This is a genomic window from Qipengyuania sp. L-5Y, assembly GCF_056859455.1.
In genome coordinates, this window is sequence record NZ_JBSXOM010000023.1 from 102554 (window position 1) to 119362 (window position 16809).

Consider the following 16809-nt stretch of genomic DNA (forward strand, 5'->3'; position numbering starts at 1 on the left):
ATGACCACTGTCACCCGTTTCGCTCCGTCGCCTACAGGGCGGCTCCATGTCGGCAATATCCGTACCGCCCTGCATAACTCGATGCTGGCGAGAAAGACTGGCGGCAAATTCATACTGCGGATCGACGATACCGATGCCGAGCGCAGCCGCGAGGAATATGTCGACGCGATCCGGGCGGATCTGGCGTGGCTCGGAATGCTCCCGGATGACGAGGCGCGTCAGTCAGAGCGTCTGGCGAAATACGAAGAGGCCTTTGCTTCATTGCAATCAGCCGGCCGCGTTTATCCCTGCTACGAAACGCAGCAGGAACTCGAGCTGAAGCGCAAGATCCGGCTCGGGCGTGGCCTGCCGCCGATATATGATCGAGGGGCCCTTGAGCTGAGCGAGGAAGACCGTGCGGCCAAGGAGGCGCAGGGTATCGTGCCGCACTGGCGATTCATGCTCGATCACGACGAGCAGATTGCCTGGAATGATGGGGTGCGAGGGCCACAGAAATTCGATGCCGCACAGTTGTCCGATCCAGTCGTGCGGCGGGCAGACGGAAGCTGGCTTTATATGCTGCCGAGTGCGGTGGACGATCTCGATATGGGTATTACCCACGTCCTGCGCGGAGAGGACCATGTAAGCAATACTGCGGTGCAAATTCAGATGTTTACCGCGCTAATTGCTGCACGAGGCGGAGCGCAGCAAATTCCCAGTTTTGCGCATGAGGCTTTGCTGGTGGGGGCCGAAGGCAAATTATCCAAACGGCTCGGATCGCTCGGCTGCGATGCCTTTCGCGAACGTGGTATCGAGCCGGAAGCGATCATCGCGCTACTGGCGCGCCTCGGCACATCGCTTCCCGTCGAACCTATCGCCGAAATCGAGGCGCTTCTCGAAACTTTCGATCTTTCGACATTCGGACGGGCACCGGCAAAGTTCGACGATGCGGAACTTGACCGTATAAACACAGCGCTTGTCCATCAGATGGAGTTTTCCCAGGTCGCCGACAGACTCCCGCAGGGTATGGACGAGGCTGGCTGGCATGCCATCAGGCCAAACCTCGCGCATGTAAACGAGGCAGGTCAGTGGTGGGCGCTGGTCACCGGCCCGGTTGATCAGCCGGAATTTACGCAGGATGATCGCGCCTATCTCGCCGAAGCAGCGAGCACGCTCGTATGGAGCGACGATCCGTGGCGTTCGCTTACCGGCGCGCTGAAGGACACGACCGGTCGCAAGGGCAAACCGCTGTTCCTTCCCTTGCGCCAGGCATTGACGGGTATGGATCACGGGCCGGACATGGGGGAACTGTTACCGCTGATCGGCGAGGAGGAAGCCCGCGCGCGATTGACCAAGGCCGCGACCAGCTAGATTTCCGCCGTCTTGCGGCAAGGCGCGACGGCCCTTACCTTGGGGCACCATGCTCGATGTGCTGAACAGATCCCGGGCGCGCCCGCTGGTTGCGCTGTTACTGGCGGTTCTTTTCGCGCACGCGATTCCTTCCCAGCCCATCTCGCTCGATCGCGGACGTGGCCCGGTGTTCAGTGCGGCAACGGCGGAAGTCACGCTTCCTCCGAGGGAGGACAATTCCGGCATCGTCTGCATGGCAGCGCAGCCATGTCCGGACAAAACAGCTCCATTCACGAGTATACTGACACCTAAGGCGAGCCTGCACGCGGGACTGCAACAAAAGCCCTGGCCGGCGCCTGGGCCCCGCGCACCGCCGCTGAAGCCGCCGCCTCGTTCTCTGGCATCCCCACGGGAACCACCCCGCCTGATCTGAGCCGCCGCGTCCCCCGTGGGGCGCCAATTCTGTTCAGACAGGACATATTTACAATGACAACCGATATCGACGGCGGTGCCGTCACCGACCGCTTCGACCAGATCGAGGCGACCTTACTGCGTTATCCGGACATCGACAGTACGGAACTGGCCGATCTAAAACGCTGGTTCGACAAAGAGGCTTCGGCGCTCGAAGTCGCCAGCCTGGCCAGCAAGGAACGCTTGCGGCAGCAGTATAGCGATTTTCGATCCGCCCATATCGACAGGCTTGGATTGGTCGAAATGGTTCTGACCGTCTTGGCAGGAATCCTGCTGCTCGGCGGAATTACAATCGTCGCGATCGGCGCCTGATAATCCGCAGACGGGCGGTGCTTTTAAAGAAAGTGTCCGCCCGTCAATCCGGTTGCACGTCGTGCTTGTCCAGTTCGTCACCGCTGATCGTCACGACATGCAGAAGGTTTGTCGAACCGGGGGTGCCGAACGGGACGCCAGCCAGTGCAATCAGCTTGCTGCCCGCTTCCCCGAAGCCATGACGCAGCGCCATGCGCTTGCCCTTGGCGATCATTTCTTCGAAACTGCCAATGTCCTTGGTCGCAACGGCGTGGGCACCCCATAGCAGACCCAGGCGGCGCGCCGTCTTCATACTCGGTGTCAGCACGAGCATGGGCACACTGGGGCGTTCGCGCGCAACCCTGCGGGCGGTAGATCCCGAACCTGTGAAGACCGTTATCGCACTAACCGCTACCGTATCGGCCACGGTCATGCAGGCATGCGCCAGTGCGTCGGCAGTTGTCCTGTCCGGCGGCGTGTCCAGAAACCGTACCCGCGCGAGATAGGCTTCATCGCCCTCTACCTGACGCGCGATCTTGTGCATTATGGTGACCGCTTCTTCGGGCCAGTCGCCCGCAGCGGTTTCTGCGGAAAGCATGACGGCGTCGGCGCCGTCGTATACTGCATTGGCCACGTCGGAGACTTCTGCCCGGGTCGGGGCAGGGCTTTCGATCATGCTTTCCAGCATCTGTGTCGCCACGATCACCGGTTTACCCTTGAGGCGGGTGGCGTTCACGATCCGCTTCTGGAGAGGCGGGACTTCCTGCGGTTCGAGTTCGACCCCCAGATCGCCGCGAGCAACCATGATGCCGTCGCTCATGTCGATGATTTCGTCGAGCCGGCGAACGGCCATGGGCTTTTCGATCTTTGCGCACAGCGCGCCGTAACCACCCATCAGCTTACGGGCTTCGGCAAGGTCTTCCGGGCGCTGTACGAAGCTTAGGCCGATCCAGTCGACGCCCTGACTGACTGCAAAGGCAAGATCCTTGCGGTCCTTGTCGGTAAGGGCCGGGATCGGCACTTCGGCATCGGGTACATTGACGCCCTTGCGGTCCGAAATGACTCCGCCGACTTCTGCAGAACAGAGAATTTCATTCTCGTCGGCCCGGATCACTTTCAGGCGGATCTTGCCATCATTGATCAGCAGGCGCTGGCCTTTCTCAAGCAGGCCGAACAGTTCGGGATGCGGCAGTTCGACGCGCGTCTCGTCGCCGGGCTCAGGATTGCGATCGAGCTTGAAATGCCCGGAATGGCGGATGACCGCCTGTCCGTCCTTGAACTTGCCTACGCGTAGCTTTGGACCCTGAAGGTCAGCGAGGATCGCGATCGGGCGCATGAACTGCTTTTCCATCGCGCGGATGGCTTCGATCGTCTTTGCATGATCGGCATGTTCGCCATGGCTCATGTTGACGCGAAACGCATCGACCCCGGCCTTGAACAGCCTGGCGAGCATTTCTGGCGAGCGGCTGGCAGGACCAACGGTGGCGAGAATCTTGACCTTGCGGCCGCGAGGATCGAGCTTGGGGGCGGAATTGGCCATGGGAATGGCCTATGGCACTGCTATGCGACAAAGCAAGGACGATAGAGACATGACTACGAATGCGCCCGATGCCCTCGATCAACTCGACGATGCCGTAGCGGCAGAGGCATTTCGGCGGCTGGTACGCCATCTTCGGCACCGTCACGATGCGCAGAATATCGAACTGATGGGCCTCGCCGGATTCTGCCGTAACTGTCTTGCCGACTGGATCCGCGATGCCGGGTTCGAAGGCGACAAACTGGCGGCGCGGGAGCTGATCCACGGAATGCCGATGGATGAATGGAAATCGACCCGTCAGGCCCCGGCGACCGAAGAACAGCTTGCCCGAATGGAGGCCAGTATTGCGAAAAATCGCGTGGAGTAGCGAGTCGCCGCCTTCACCGCCGCCGACAGGCTGGCTATCGAGCCGCCAACCGATTCTCAAATTCTGGAGTTTTACAAGATGGCAGAAGCCACCGACGACCGCCTGCGCCTTCTGATCGAGCGCATCGAACGGCTTGAAGAAGAGAAGAAGGGCATCGCCGACGACATTCGCGACGTTTACGCGGAATCCAAGGCGGTCGGTTACGATACGAAGATCATGCGCCAGATCATTCGTCTGCGGAAGATGAAGCCGGACGAGCGTAGCGAGCAGGAAACCATTCTCGATACCTACAAGGCTGCGCTTGGCATGGGCTGACGCTTTGCTGCGGCGGGCTGTCGGAACACGGCGCCGTTTCAAGCTGTTGGTCGGGTGAAAGGAATTCACCCATGGCCAACACCCAGCCCGTCGATACTGCCTTCATCGAAGAAACATCTGAAGAACCGCGGATGCCGGGATCGGAAACCGATCTCGATCGCAAACCTCAATGGCAGCCGCGCTATCCCGGATCGGGAAGATTGAAAGGCAAGGTCGCAATCGTAACCGGTGGCGATAGCGGCATAGGGCGAGCAACCGCGGTGCTGTTCGCCCGAGAAGGGGCGAAGGTCGCCATCGCCTATCTCGAAGAACACGACGACGCCCAAATCACGCGGGATGCATGCGAAAAGGAAGGTGCCGAAGTGCTCCTTTCCGCTGGCGACGTCGGCAATCCGGAACATTGCAAGGGACTGGTTCGGGCCGTCATCGAGAAATGGGGCCAGCTGGACATTCTGGTCAACAATGCCGGCGAACAGCATCCCGACGACGACATAACCGATATCACGACCGAACAGCTACAGCGCACTTTTCAGACCAACATCTTTTCGATGTTCTACATGACGCAGGCCGCGCGTCCGCATCTGAAGAACGGGGCGGCGATCGTGAATTGTACCAGCGTAACGATGTATCAGGGTTCTGGCGGACTGCTGGATTACAGCGCCACGAAGGGGGCGATCACGGCGTTTACCCGGTCGTTGTCGGAAAATCTGGTTGGCGAGGGTATTCGCGTCAATGCGGTTGCCCCGGGTCCGATCTGGACGCCGCTTAATCCCATGGGTGGGCAGCCGCCTGAAAATATGGACAGTTTCGGCGAAGACACGCCAATGGGCCGACCGGGCGAACCGAACGAAGTGGCGCCCGCCTTCCTGTTTCTTGCCTGTCAGGACAGCTCTTACATGTCAGGACAGGTTCTTCATCCCAACGGAGGCATCATCGTCAACGGTTGATCCGTGTGTCAGCCGTCCTATGTTTGCAACACAGCAAGGAACAGGAGATCCGGATATGGCAGGCCCTTGGAAAGATGCTCGCGGCATCATCGTTACAACGACGCCGACTATCGAGGGCAAGCCCATCCAGGACTATCTCGGCATCGTCACCGGTGAAGTGATCGTCGGTGCCAATCTCTTCCGCGACCTGTTCGCCAATATTCGGGATATCGTGGGCGGCCGTTCCGGGAGTTATGAACGCATCCTGCGCGACGCACGAGAGCAGGCCATTCAGGAACTTCAGGCCGAATGCGGCGCTTTGGGCGGCAATGCCGTGGTCGGTATCGATCTCGATTACGAGGTAATCGGCGATACCGGTTCCATGCTGATGGTCAGTGCTAGCGGGACGGCCGTCAAGATCTAGGCCGCGCTTCCCGTCAGCAGCACCAGCGAAATGAACGCCCCGTTGTGAAGCATGTGCAGAAGGATGCTCGACCACAGCCCGTATCTGACCCGCAAGTAGCCTAACATCGTGCCCGTCGCGAATTGCGGAAGCACCAGCGGCAAGGCCATGGCCATCTGACCGGGTTCGAAGTTGAACAGGTGGACGCTGGCGAAACCCAGCGTGCTTAACCAGAAAAACAGCGGGAAAAAGCGTTTGAACCAGCGCATGGCATCGCGTCGGCGCAGCAGGAAAACGAATGCGAGGGCCACAATAAGTCCCACGATCACGGCCCCAGCCATTCCGGCCCAGGGATTAGCGAAGGTCCCGCCGCCGACGGCTGTGAAGATGCCGGCCGCCAGCAAGCCGGCAGGAACGGCCAGAAGAATTCCAAGAACGTGGCCCGGGCGCCCCGATAACCAGCCGCGGAATAGCGTCTCTTCGACCAGAGGAGCGATCACGATTACCGCAAAGATGATGGCCGGGCCGATTTCCATGCCCGCAAGCGCCGTTTCGGGCACGTCGATACCGGCCGACATCACCGCTCCGGCGATTCCCAGAAGCACGCTCATTACGATCAGATCGAGGACGAACAGCCGAAGTACGGCGGTAAGGCTCCTGATTTTTGGCAAGGGGGCGCGGGCCGGCAATGCCGGGCGCTTCAGAAAGCGGGCGAACTGAACCCATTCGCTGCGCATCGAAATCGCAGGCGCAAGACTTGTCGTTCCGGCGTTCATGCGGCTAAGGCGACCCCCGAGAATCTCTGACGAGAAACGTCCCAACCAATCGAGCTACGAAGCGAAACCATGGCCGGTCATTCCAAATTCAAAAACATCATGCATCGCAAGGGCGCGCAGGACAAGAAGCGCAGCGCGATGTTTTCCAAGCTGTCCCGCGAAATCACCGTCGCGGCGAAGATGGGCATGCCCGATCCGGACATGAACCCCCGTCTGCGCCTGGCGGTCAACGCGGCGAAGGCGCAGTCCATGCCCAAGGACAACATCCAGCGCGCGATCGACAAGGCGAGCGCGCAGGACGGCGAGAATTACGAAGAAGTGCGTTACGAAGGCTATGGCCCGGGCGGCAGCGCGATCATCGTCGAAGCACTGACGGATAACCGCAACCGCACCGCGACCAACATCCGCACCGCCTTTTCCAAGAATGGCGGCAACCTTGGCACCGAAGGCAGCGTCGCCCACGGGTTCGAGCGCCTTGGCCTCATTTTCTACCCGGCCGAAGCAGGCAGCGAAGACAAGATCCTCGAAGCGGCGATGGAAGCCGGGGCGGAAGACATCGCGAGTTCGGATGACGGTCACGAAATCTGGACCGCGGCCGAAGATCTCCACCAGGTTGCCTCCGATCTCGAGAAGTCGCTCGGGGAAGCGGAAACCGTCAAGCTGGCGTGGAAGCCGAACCTTACCGTCGACATGGACGAGAAGAATGCGTCCACCCTGCTCAAGCTGATCGACGCCCTCGACGACGATGACGATGTGCAGACCGTGTGGGGCAATTACGATATCTCCGATGAAGTGATGGAAAAGCTGGATTAAACCAGCCGTGCTCATCCTCGGTCTCGATCCCTCGCTCAGTTGCACGGGGTGGGGCGTGATCCGGTCCGAGGGCGCGCGTATCACGCATATCGCCAACGGGCAGGTGCCGACCGATCCGAAAGCCAGCATGGCGCAGCGGCTGGGGCTGTTGCAGGCCTCGCTCGCGGAAGTGATCGCCGTGCACCAGCCCGGGCGGGCGGCGGCGGAAGAAATCTACGTCAACAAAAATGCACAAACGACGCTTAAGCTGGCGCAGGCGCGGGGGGCTGTGCTGGCGACGTGCGGAACGGCGGGGCTGGCGGTCAACGAGCATGCTGCGCGGCTGGTGAAGAAGGCGGTGGTCGGCACCGGCGCAGCGGAGAAGGCGCAGGTGCAGGCGATGGTCAAGGTCTTGTTACCGGGGGTAAAAATCGCGGGAGCGGACGCGGCCGATGCGCTGGCGGTGGCCATTGCGGACGCCCATTTGACGAGGACGTTATGACGATCGAATTTTACGGCATCCCCAATTGCGATACGGTCAAGAAGGCCCGCAAATGGCTCGATGGGCAAGAAATTCCTTATGTTTTTCATGACTATAGGAAAGAGGGCGCCGATCCGGAAAAGCTGCGGGAATGGATCGGGGCCAAGGGCGTGGATACCATCCTGAACCGCCGGGGGACGAGCTGGCGCAAGCTGGCGGACGCGGAGAAGGCCGATATCGACGAGACGAAAGCGGTAGGTTTGCTCGAGGCCAATCCCAGCATGATAAAGCGGCCCGTGGTCGAATATCCCGGCGGCCTGCTGGTCGGGTTCGACGAAACCGAATGGGCCGCTGCCCTCAAGTAACGACCGGCCGGGCACCATACGGTTGGCGATATGCATGTTAATCGAGCGTTTGATCTGCGCCGAACATCCCTGCCGAACAGTACGAAACGGCCACGAACAGGAGCTTTGTCGACCATGATCCGTGCGATTTTCGCCCATTGGCCTGCGCTTCGATCGATCGCGCTCCTTGCCGTGCTGTTCACGGCGCTGCCGCTGCAGGCTTCCGACTTCATCGTGATCGCGCATCGCGGCGCCAGCGGCGAACGGCCGGAGCATACGCTGGCCGCTTATGAACGCGCGATCGATCAGGGGGCGGATTATATCGAACCCGATCTGGTGGTGACCAAGGACATGGTACTGGTCGCGCGCCATGAAAACGAATTGTCGGACACGACCGATGTCGCCGCCCATGAGGAATTCGCCGACCGCAAGCGTTCGAAGACCATCGACGGGCGATTGGTGAGCGGCTGGTTCGCCGAAGATTTCACCCTGGCCGAGCTGCGCACCCTGCGCGCGAAGGAACGCCTGCCGAGCCTGCGGACGAAGAATGCGCAGTTCGATAGTCTCTATGCCATTCCCACCTTTGCCGAGATCCTGCAGCTGGTGGAGGCCAAGGAAGCCGAGACGGGCAGGCGCGTCGGCATCTATCCCGAACTCAAGCATCCCGATTTCCTGCTGCAGCAGGGTTTCGACACGGTGGACCTGCTGGTCACCGCCTTGCGCCAGGCCGATCTCGACGAGGCGGAGGATGCGGTCTTCATCCAGAGTTTCGAGGTGGGCACGCTGCGCCGCCTCAACACGATGGTCGAGGTGCCGCTGGTGCTGCTGGTGACCCCGGGCAGCGGTCCGGCGGACGAACCGGCCCTGTCCTATGAAGAAATGCTGACACCTGCCGGGCTGGCGGAAGTGGCCAAATATGCCGATGCCATCGGGGCCGACCTGCGGCTGGTATTCAACGCGGACGGGACCCCGATCGGGCTGGCAGAGAAGGTGCACGGGGCAGGCCTGAAGCTGCATGGCTGGACGCTGCGCAAGGAAAACGCCTTCCTGCCGCCAGCCCTGCGCCGCGGCAGTGCGGAGAATGCGGCAGGCGATGTGCCAGCGATGGTCGCACTGCTGAGGGCGGCCGGGCTCGACGGCGTTTTTACCGACGATCCCGGACTGGTGGTTCCGGCCATGAAGGCAGGCGACTGATCGACGTCAGGCCAGCATCGCGGGACTTTGCCGAGCCTATCGGTACCGCGCCGTGACCAGATAGTTGAGCGAGAGATCGGCTGAAAGGTGGAGGCCCTTGTCGGGCCGGAAGGAAATGCCGCGCGGTTCGCCCATCTCCAGCCCGGCATCGTCCAGCAGCGCGCCCAGTTCTTCCGGCGTGATGAAATCGTCCCAGTGATGCGTGCCCCTGGGGATCATGCCGAGCCCTTCTGCCGCACCGATCATCAGCAGCCGCGACTGCGGCGTGCGGTTCGGTGTGGACAGGACCATCAGCCCATCGGGCGCGAGCCTGCCCGCGAGCGCGGCGATGAAGGCGGGTTTGTCCGCGACATGTTCGATGACTTCCATCGCCGTGACCAGATCGAAGGTGCCGATGTCGAGTGAGCCGACTTCACCCGCGATGTAGCGGATATCGAGACCGGCCCCATCGGCGTGGACGGCCGCCGCAGCGGTATTTTCCGGCGCGGCATCGACGCCGGTTACATCTGCCCCGAGTCGCGCCATGGGTTCGCACAGGAGGCCCGCACCGCAACCCACATCGAGCGCGGACTTGCCCGCGAGCGGATGACGCTGAGAAATATCGCCGCCCCAATGCATATCCACGCATTCGCGCAGGAAGGCGAGCCGGACCGGGTTGAGGCGGTGAAGCATGGCGGAAGACCCCTTCGGGTCCCACCAGTCCTTGGCCAGCTTGCCGAAATGGGCGGCTTCATCGGGGCGGATCGTTTGGCCGCCCGAAGTATTGCTTCGCGGTTGCGTGGTTGCATCACTCATGCGCTCTGGCTAGCAGCCGTAACCCAGCTATTCCAGCACGGAGACCTCCTCGCTTGGCCCGTATCGTGATGAAATTCGGCGGAACCTCCATGGCGGGGACCGAGCGCATCCGGCGCGTGGCCAATATCGTGCGCAAACAGCAGGCGCGCGGACACGAGGTCGCAGTGGTCGTTTCGGCCATGGCGGGCGAGACGGACCGGCTGGTGAATTTCTGCCGCGAGGCGAATGCGCTGTACGATCCGGCCGAATACGACGTGGTGGTCGCAAGCGGCGAGCAGGTGACCAGCGGCCTTCTGGCGCTGACGCTGCAATCGCTGGGCAGCCAGGCGCGAAGCTGGCTCGGCTGGCAATTGCCGATCCGAACGATCGAGGCCCACGCCAAGGCGCGCATCGACGAGATCGATGGCGATGCGCTGATCGCCAGCATGGAAGCGGGCGAGATCGCCGTTATCCCGGGATTCCAGGGCGTGGGCGACGATGGCCGCATCACGACGCTGGGACGCGGCGGTTCGGACACGTCGGCCGTGGCCGTGGCAGCGGCGATCAAGGCCGATCGCTGCGATATCTATACCGACGTCGACGGCGTCTATACGACCGACCCGCGCATCGTCGCCAAGGCGAGGAAGCAGAAGGCGGTCACTTACGAAGAAATGCTCGAGCTCGCGAGCGTGGGGGCCAAGGTGCTCCAGACGCGGTCGGTCGGGCTTGCCATGAAAGAGGGCGTGCGGGTGCAGGTCCTTTCCAGCTTCGTCGGCGAGGATGCCATCCCTGCCGACGACCTTCCGGGCACGATGATCGTGTCGGAAGAAGAAATGAACGAACTGGTGGAGAAGGGCGATATGGAACGCCAGCACGTGACCGGCATCGCGCATGACAAGAACGAGGCCAAGGTGATCCTTACCCGCGTGCCCGACAAGCCGGGGGCGGTGGCGCATATCTTCGAGCCGCTGGCGGCTGCGTCCATCAACGTGGACATGATCATCCAGAACGTGGGCCGCGACAAGGGCGAGACCGACGTGACCTTCACCGTGCCGCAGACCGATCTGGCGCGCGCGCAGGCGCTGCTGGAAGACAAACGCGAGGACATCGGCTTCAACCGCCTGATCACCGACAGCAAGATCGCCAAGATTTCCGTCGTCGGCGTGGGGATGAAGAGCCATGCAGGCGTCGCCAGCACGATGTTCCGCGCGCTGTCGGATCGCGGGATCAACATTCAGGCGATCTCCACCAGCGAAATCAAGATCAGCGTGATGATCGACGAGGACGAGACCGAACTGGCGGTCCGGGTCCTTCACACCGCCTACGGGCTGGACGCGGTGGACGAGGCCGTCGCGTGATCCGGCGGATCGCAACCGCGATTGCAAGCGTGCTGGTGGCGGTGGGCCTGGTCTATCTGGCCTATGAGGCCGGGGTCGTCATCGGTCTGGGAGCGACGCGCACATGAGCCATACCGCCAAAATCCTGCTGCTCGGTTCGGGCGAGCTGGGCCGCGAATTCGTCATTTCGGCAAAGAGGCTGGGTGCCTATGTGGTGGCATGCGATGCCTATGACGATGCGCCGGCCATGCAACTGGCCGATGCGCGCGAGGTCTTCTCCATGCTCGACGGCGAAAAGCTGCGCGAAGCAGCGGAAAAGCACCGGCCCGACTATATCGTCCCCGAGATCGAGGCGATCCGCACATCCGTGCTGGCCGAACTGGAGGACGAGGGCTTTACCGTCGTCCCATCGGCCCGCGCGGCGCAACTGACGATGAACCGCGATGCGATCCGCGATCTTGCGGCGCATGAACTGGGCCTCGTCACGTCGAAATATCATTATGCCAAGAACCTCGAAGAGGTGAAGGCGGCGGCGCAGCACACCGGCTTTCCCTGCGTGATCAAGCCGGTCATGTCCTCGTCCGGCAAGGGCCAGTCGACCGTGCGCGACGAGGCCGGGCTGGAGGCGGCATGGGATTATGCCCACGCCAACATGCGCGGCGACCGGCAGCGCGTGATCGTGGAGCAGTTCGTGGATTTCGATTACGAGATCACCCTGCTGACAGTCCGCCACAGGGATGGAGTGACCTTCTGCCCGCCCATCGGCCACCGGCAGGAGCGCGGCGATTACCAGGAAAGCTGGCAGCCGACGCCGATGTCGGATCAGGCCATCGCGAAGGCGCAGGAAATGGCGCGGACCGTGGTAGACGATCTGGGCGGTTATGGCCTGTTCGGGGTCGAGTTCTTCGTGAAGGGCGAAGAGGTTATCTTTTCCGAGCTGTCCCCCCGGCCGCACGATACCGGCATGGTCACGCTGGTGAGCCAGAACCTGACCGAATTCGACCTGCACGCCCGCGCCGTGCTGGGCCTGCCCGTTCCGGCCGATCTGCGCGCCCGCCCCGCGGCAAGCGCCGTGATCCTGGCCGAGCGCGATTCCAAGAGCCTGTCCTATGAAGGGCTGGCGGAAGCTATGGCCGATGGAGCGGACCTGCGAATTTTCGCCAAGCCCGACAGCCGCCCCTATCGACGCATGGGCGTGGCCCTGGCGACGGCCGGCGATACCGACGAAGCCCGGCGCAAGGCGCGCGAGGCGGCACACAAGGTGCGGATCGTCTACGGCGACTGATCAGCCGAAGAAGGCGTCGATCGCGAAGCAGGTTGCGATGCCGACGACCACGTTCATCGGCAGGCCGATCTTCACGAAGTCCATGAACCGGTAGTTCGCCGCGCCGTAAACGAGCGTATTGGTCTGATATCCGATGGGCGTTGCGAAGCTGGCGCTGGCGCCGAGCATGACCGCGACCACCAGTTCGCGCGCATCGGCGCCCGTCACCCCGGCAAGGCCGATGGCGATGGGGGTCAGAATGACCGCGACGGCATTGTTGGTCACGCTTTCGGTCAGCAGGCTGGTCAGCCCGTAGATCGCGATCAGCAGCAGCAACGGCGACGCATTGGCGAAGACCGGTTCGAGGGTCGCCACGATCAGTTCGACCGTACCGGCATTGTCCAGCCCGACGCCGAAGGCGAGCATGCCGAAGATGAGCACCAGCGTATTGCCGTCGATCGCCGACCAGGCTTCTTCCGGTTCGAGGCAGCGCGTCGCCAGCACAAGACCCGCACCGATCAGGGCCAGCGCCTGGATCGGCCAGGAAAAGATCGCCGCGAGCAGGACGACCGCGGCCAGCGTGCCGATGGCGATCGGGGCGCGGGCGCGGCGGAAGGCACGGGTCGGCGCCTGGGTCACCGTGCCGAGCATGACATTGTTCTGCAGCGCCTGCACGGCATCGGCACCGGCCGCGATCAGCAGGCGATCGCCCGCCCTCACGCGCACCTCGGCAAGTTCCGGACCGGCGATATGGCGCGGACGCGACAGGCCCAGCACGCGCACCTTGAGCTTGGCCAGCATGGGAATTTCCGCAAGCCGCCGCCCGATGATGGGGTGGGAACTGGAAACGACCGCTTCGATCAGGGACAGGTCGGCGGGACGCCCGCTGCCCGCCGTATCGACGCCGCCGCCCACGCCGGTAAGGCCGGTGCGGAAATCGAAGGCTTCCGCCAGCGAAGCGAGTTCGGCGGGACTGGCCCCGACCACCAGCTGATCGCCCACGCCGAGGATATGTTCGCCGATATCCTTGCGGATCACCTCGCCCCCGGCCTTGATGCCGATGATCTTCACGCCGGGGCGGCGCACCAGCTTGGTCGATCCGAGTTCCTGGCCGATGAGCGGGCTGCTTTCGGAAACGACGAGGTGGGAGAGGTAGAAATCGCTTTCCGTATCATCGTCGAGCGCGCGCTGCGGGCGATCGGGCAGCAGCCGGGGCCCGGCAAGCACGAGATAGGCCGTGCCCGCCAACGCCGCGACGAGGCCCACGCCGGTGATTTCGAACATCCCGAACGGGGCGAGCCCCTGTTCGCGTGCGACGCCATCGACGAGGAGATTGGTCGAGGTGCCGATCAGCGTGAGCGTGCCGCCCAGGATCGAGAGGTAGGATAGCGGGATCAGCAGGCGCGTGGCCGCGGTGCCGAGCGAGCGGGCAAGGCGTTTGACCACCGGGATCATCACCAGAACGACCGGCGTGTTGTTCATGAAGGCCGAGGCCGCAATGGTGCCGAAGCCGATCTCCGCCAGCGCCAGCCGGGGCTTGCGCCGGGTGCGCCGGATGATCCAGCCCGACACTTCTTCCAGCGTGCCCGTGCGCAGCAGCGCGCCCGACAGCACGAACATCGCCGCGATGGTGATGGGCGCGGGGTTCGAGAACACGCCGAGCAGTTCGTCGGTGGAAATGAACCCCAGCAACAGCATGATCAGCGCGCCGAGCGTGGCCACGACCACCGGCGGCAGGCGTTCCACCACGAAGCCGGCGAACAGGAGGAAAAGGAGTATCAGCCCGATGAGCGGGTGATAAGCGGCGACCGAATCAGGTAGAAGCGATGGCATTCAAATGTCGGCTACAGTAAAAGTACGGGATGCCTAGTTAAATCGAATGAGTGCATGTGCTTGCTAGGATTGCGGGGTGGGCTTAAGCGATCTCATCATGAACAGTTACTCCAAGACTTCGCGTTTGATGCAGCGCGGTTGCGATTTTCTCGGCAGCGAAACCGCCATTCTGTGCGGGGCGATGAGCTGGGTGTCCGAACGCAATCTCGTCTCCGCCATTTCGAACGCCGGCGGGTTCGGCGTGATCGCCTGCGGGGCGATGACGCCCGATCTGCTCGACACCGAAATCGCCGAAACCCGCAAGCTGACCGACCGCCCGTTCGGCGTGAACCTCATCACCATGCACCCGCAGCTCTTCGACCTCATCGCCGTGTGCGAAAAGCACGCCGTGGGCCATGTGGTGCTGGCCGGGGGCATTCCGCCCAAGGGCAGTGTCGAAGCGATCAAGGGCGGGCAGAACCCCGCCAAGGTGATCTGTTTCGCGCCGACGCTGGCGCTCGCCAAGAAGCTGCTGCGCTCCGGCGCGGATGCGCTGGTGATCGAAGGCATGGAAGCGGGCGGCCATATCGGCCCTGTCTCCACCAGCGTCCTGGCGCAGGAAATGCTGCCCGAACTCGCCGAAGACCATCTCATCTTCGTCGCCGGCGGGATCGGCCGCGGCCAGGCGATCGCCGGCTATCTGGAAATGGGCGCGGCGGGCGTCCAGCTGGGCACGCGCTTCGCCTGCGCCACGGAAAGCATCGCGCATCCCAACTTCAAGAAGGCTTTCTTCCGCGCCAGCGCGCGCGATGCCATCACGAGCGTGCAGGTCGACCCGAGGCTGCCGGTGATCCCGGTGCGCGCGCTCAAGAACAAGGGGACGGACGAGTTCACCCGCAAGCAGATCGAGGTGGCAGGCGTGCTCGACCGCGAGGAGATCGCGATGGCCGAAGCGCAGCTGCAGATCGAACATTACTGGGCCGGTGCATTGCGCCGCGCGGTGATCGATGGCGATGTGGAGAACGGCAGCCTCATGGCGGGCCAGTCGGTCGGCATGCTGAAGGAAGAAGAGCCGGTAGCCGCCATCATCGAAAAGCTGATGAGCCAGAGCGAGGAAGCGCTCGCGCGCCGGTGAGATGACGATACATCGCCTCGATCTCGATATAGCGATTTATCGCGATCGGGTGCAGGTGACGCATCGCCCCACCGACACTTTCGTCGACCAGCGCGCGGAATACGCGTTCTCGTCGGACAGTTCCGTGGTCGCCAACCCGCGCTATCTCGAGGACACGATCGTGCGCGGGATCCGGCAGGTCATCGCGACCGGCGGCTTTTCGCTGCGCGATCCGATCGCGCGGGTGGTCAGCTGCGAATCCCCGCTGGGCGAGGCCGACATGGAGGTCGTGCGGACCGCATTGATCGAAGCGGGCATGCGCAAGGTGGTGTTCGAATTCGACGGATGAATTCCTGATTGTCGCGCCCCAAGCGCATAGCGCTTGCACCGACCCATAATGGCAGGACATGGAAACGGGATGTCCGAGCCCCTAGTCCTGACCCTGTCCTGCGCCGATCGCCCGGGCATCACCGCGCGTGTCACGTCGTTCCTGTTCGAACGCGGCGGCAACATCCTCGAAGCGCAGCAGTTCAACGACCGGTCGAGCGATGCCTTCTTCATGCGGGTCGAGTTCGATCCGGGCGAGGCATCGCGCGAAATGATCCGGACAGAGTTCGCACCGATTGCCGCCGAACACGCGATGGACTGGAAGCTTGCGCTGCGCGACCGGCCGCGGCGGGTGCTCATCATGGTCAGCAAGTTCGATCACTGCCTGGCCGATCTATTGTACCGCTGGCGGATCGGCGAATTGCCGATGGAGCCCGTGGCAATCATCTCAAATCATCCGCGCGCGGCAATCGAGCATACGCATCTGGGAGACATTCCCTTCCATCACCTCCCCGTGACGAGCGGCGAGAAAAGCGCGCAGGAAGCAAAGGTGCGCGCAATCGCCGAAGAGAGTGGGGCCGAGCTGGTCGTGCTGGCGCGGTACATGCAGATCCTGTCAAACGAACAGGCCGCGCATTTCAGCGGGCGGTGCATCAACATCCATCACAGTTTCCTGCCCGGCTTCAAGGGCGCAAAGCCCTATCACCAGGCATTCGAGCGCGGGGTCAAGATGATCGGCGCGAGCGCGCATTACGTCACTGCCGACCTCGATGAAGGACCGATCATCCATCAGGATGCCGAGCCTATCAGCCATGCGGACACGCCCGATCAGCTGGTGCGCAAGGGTCGCGATATCGAAAGCCGGGTTCTGGCAGAAGCCGTCCGCCTGCATCTCGAAGACCGCGTTCTGCTCAACGGCCAGCGCACGGTCGTCTTCAGGAGCTGAGCAGCGCCT

19 protein-coding genes are annotated in these 16809 nt (G+C 62.7%); 15 read left to right on the forward strand and 4 right to left on the reverse strand.

Annotated features, from left to right (window positions below):
• Complete coding sequence (gene gltX / locus AC13F2_RS04225) at window positions 1-1350, forward strand: glutamate--tRNA ligase (RefSeq protein WP_482964404.1); 1350 nt, start codon at window positions 1-3, stop codon at window positions 1348-1350.
• 465 nt (window positions 1351-1815) lie between these two features.
• Window positions 1816-2112, forward strand: a complete 297-nt coding sequence (locus AC13F2_RS04230; RefSeq protein ID WP_301641810.1) for a hypothetical protein — start codon at window positions 1816-1818, stop codon at window positions 2110-2112.
• Between the two features lie 43 nt (window positions 2113-2155).
• On the opposite strand, the gene pyk is transcribed toward AC13F2_RS04230, so the two are convergent.
• Window positions 2156-3631 (reverse strand): pyruvate kinase, encoded by a 1476-nt coding sequence (gene pyk, locus AC13F2_RS04235; RefSeq protein ID WP_103023024.1) that lies wholly within the window; start codon window positions 3629-3631, stop codon window positions 2156-2158.
• A 49-nt stretch (window positions 3632-3680) separates the two neighbouring features.
• Here pyk and AC13F2_RS04240 point away from each other — a divergent pair, with 49 nt between their 5' ends.
• The 4 genes from AC13F2_RS04240 to AC13F2_RS04255 all read left to right on the forward strand — a co-directional run bounded on the left by AC13F2_RS04240 (window position 3681) and on the right by AC13F2_RS04255 (window position 5660).
• Window positions 3681-3995 carry a DUF1244 domain-containing protein gene (locus AC13F2_RS04240; protein WP_103023094.1) on the forward strand — a complete coding sequence of 105 codons (315 nt, stop codon included), beginning with the start codon at window positions 3681-3683 and terminating at the stop codon, window positions 3993-3995.
• Between the two features lie 78 nt (window positions 3996-4073).
• The gene (locus AC13F2_RS04245; protein WP_050601763.1) at window positions 4074-4310 is read left to right on the forward strand and encodes a DUF2312 domain-containing protein; all 237 of its coding nucleotides are present in this window, start codon (window positions 4074-4076) and stop codon (window positions 4308-4310) included.
• Between the two features lie 71 nt (window positions 4311-4381).
• The gene (locus AC13F2_RS04250) at window positions 4382-5257 is read left to right on the forward strand and encodes an SDR family oxidoreductase (protein WP_482964405.1); all 876 of its coding nucleotides are present in this window, start codon (window positions 4382-4384) and stop codon (window positions 5255-5257) included.
• Window positions 5258-5312: 55 nt separating this feature from the next.
• The gene (locus AC13F2_RS04255; protein WP_199797726.1) at window positions 5313-5660 is read left to right on the forward strand and encodes a heavy metal-binding domain-containing protein; all 348 of its coding nucleotides are present in this window, start codon (window positions 5313-5315) and stop codon (window positions 5658-5660) included.
• On the opposite strand, the gene AC13F2_RS04260 is transcribed toward AC13F2_RS04255, so the two are convergent.
• Complete coding sequence (locus AC13F2_RS04260) at window positions 5657-6415, reverse strand: CPBP family glutamic-type intramembrane protease (protein ID WP_482964406.1); 759 nt, start codon at window positions 6413-6415, stop codon at window positions 5657-5659. The two genes, AC13F2_RS04255 and AC13F2_RS04260, sit on opposite strands and share 4 nt — an antisense overlap.
• 69 nt (window positions 6416-6484) lie before the next feature.
• Between AC13F2_RS04260 and AC13F2_RS04265 the strand changes: the two genes are divergently transcribed.
• The 4 genes from AC13F2_RS04265 to AC13F2_RS04280 all read left to right on the forward strand — a co-directional run bounded on the left by AC13F2_RS04265 (window position 6485) and on the right by AC13F2_RS04280 (window position 9226).
• On the forward strand, window positions 6485-7228 hold the full coding sequence (locus AC13F2_RS04265) for a YebC/PmpR family DNA-binding transcriptional regulator (protein WP_103023026.1): 744 nt from the start codon (window positions 6485-6487) through the stop codon (window positions 7226-7228).
• 7 nt (window positions 7229-7235) lie between these two features.
• A complete protein-coding gene (ruvC, locus tag AC13F2_RS04270; protein ID WP_103023027.1) occupies window positions 7236-7709 on the forward strand; it encodes a crossover junction endodeoxyribonuclease RuvC in 474 nt (157 codons plus the stop codon).
• Window positions 7706-8053: an arsenate reductase gene (locus AC13F2_RS04275; protein ID WP_482964407.1), complete on the forward strand. Its 348-nt coding sequence runs from the start codon at window positions 7706-7708 to the stop codon at window positions 8051-8053. Before ruvC ends, AC13F2_RS04275 begins: the two co-directional genes overlap by 4 nt.
• A 114-nt stretch (window positions 8054-8167) precedes the next feature.
• Window positions 8168-9226 (forward strand): glycerophosphodiester phosphodiesterase family protein, encoded by a 1059-nt coding sequence (locus AC13F2_RS04280; RefSeq protein ID WP_482964408.1) that lies wholly within the window; start codon window positions 8168-8170, stop codon window positions 9224-9226.
• Window positions 9227-9262: 36 nt separating this feature from the next.
• Here the strand turns inward: AC13F2_RS04280 and ubiG are convergent, their stop codons facing one another.
• Window positions 9263-10021 carry a bifunctional 2-polyprenyl-6-hydroxyphenol methylase/3-demethylubiquinol 3-O-methyltransferase UbiG gene (gene ubiG / locus AC13F2_RS04285; RefSeq protein ID WP_482964409.1) on the reverse strand — a complete coding sequence of 253 codons (759 nt, stop codon included), beginning with the start codon at window positions 10019-10021 and terminating at the stop codon, window positions 9263-9265.
• Window positions 10022-10074: 53 nt separating this feature from the next.
• On the opposite strand from ubiG, the gene AC13F2_RS04290 reads away from it, so the two are divergent.
• Both AC13F2_RS04290 and purT read left to right on the forward strand, forming a co-directional pair.
• Entirely contained in the window at window positions 10075-11358 is a 1284-nt protein-coding gene (locus tag AC13F2_RS04290; protein WP_234036483.1) for an aspartate kinase, read from the forward strand.
• A 103-nt stretch (window positions 11359-11461) separates the two neighbouring features.
• Window positions 11462-12622: a formate-dependent phosphoribosylglycinamide formyltransferase gene (gene purT, locus AC13F2_RS04295; protein WP_196847521.1), complete on the forward strand. Its 1161-nt coding sequence runs from the start codon at window positions 11462-11464 to the stop codon at window positions 12620-12622.
• On the opposite strand, the gene AC13F2_RS04300 is transcribed toward purT, so the two are convergent.
• Window positions 12623-14434, reverse strand: coding sequence for an SLC13 family permease (locus tag AC13F2_RS04300; RefSeq protein WP_301641802.1), 1812 nt, complete (start codon window positions 14432-14434; stop codon window positions 12623-12625).
• Window positions 14435-14531: 97 nt separating this feature from the next.
• Here AC13F2_RS04300 and AC13F2_RS04305 point away from each other — a divergent pair, with 97 nt between their 5' ends.
• The 3 genes from AC13F2_RS04305 (at window position 14532) to purU (ending at window position 16800) form a co-directional block, all read left to right on the forward strand.
• Window positions 14532-15548, forward strand: coding sequence for an NAD(P)H-dependent flavin oxidoreductase (locus AC13F2_RS04305; RefSeq protein ID WP_103023097.1), 1017 nt, complete (start codon window positions 14532-14534; stop codon window positions 15546-15548).
• Window position 15549: 1 nt separating this feature from the next.
• Complete coding sequence (locus tag AC13F2_RS04310) at window positions 15550-15876, forward strand: hypothetical protein (RefSeq protein WP_103023034.1); 327 nt, start codon at window positions 15550-15552, stop codon at window positions 15874-15876.
• A 69-nt stretch (window positions 15877-15945) separates the two neighbouring features.
• Complete coding sequence (purU, locus tag AC13F2_RS04315) at window positions 15946-16800, forward strand: formyltetrahydrofolate deformylase (protein WP_482964410.1); 855 nt, start codon at window positions 15946-15948, stop codon at window positions 16798-16800.
• Window positions 16801-16809 lie beyond the last annotated feature (9 nt).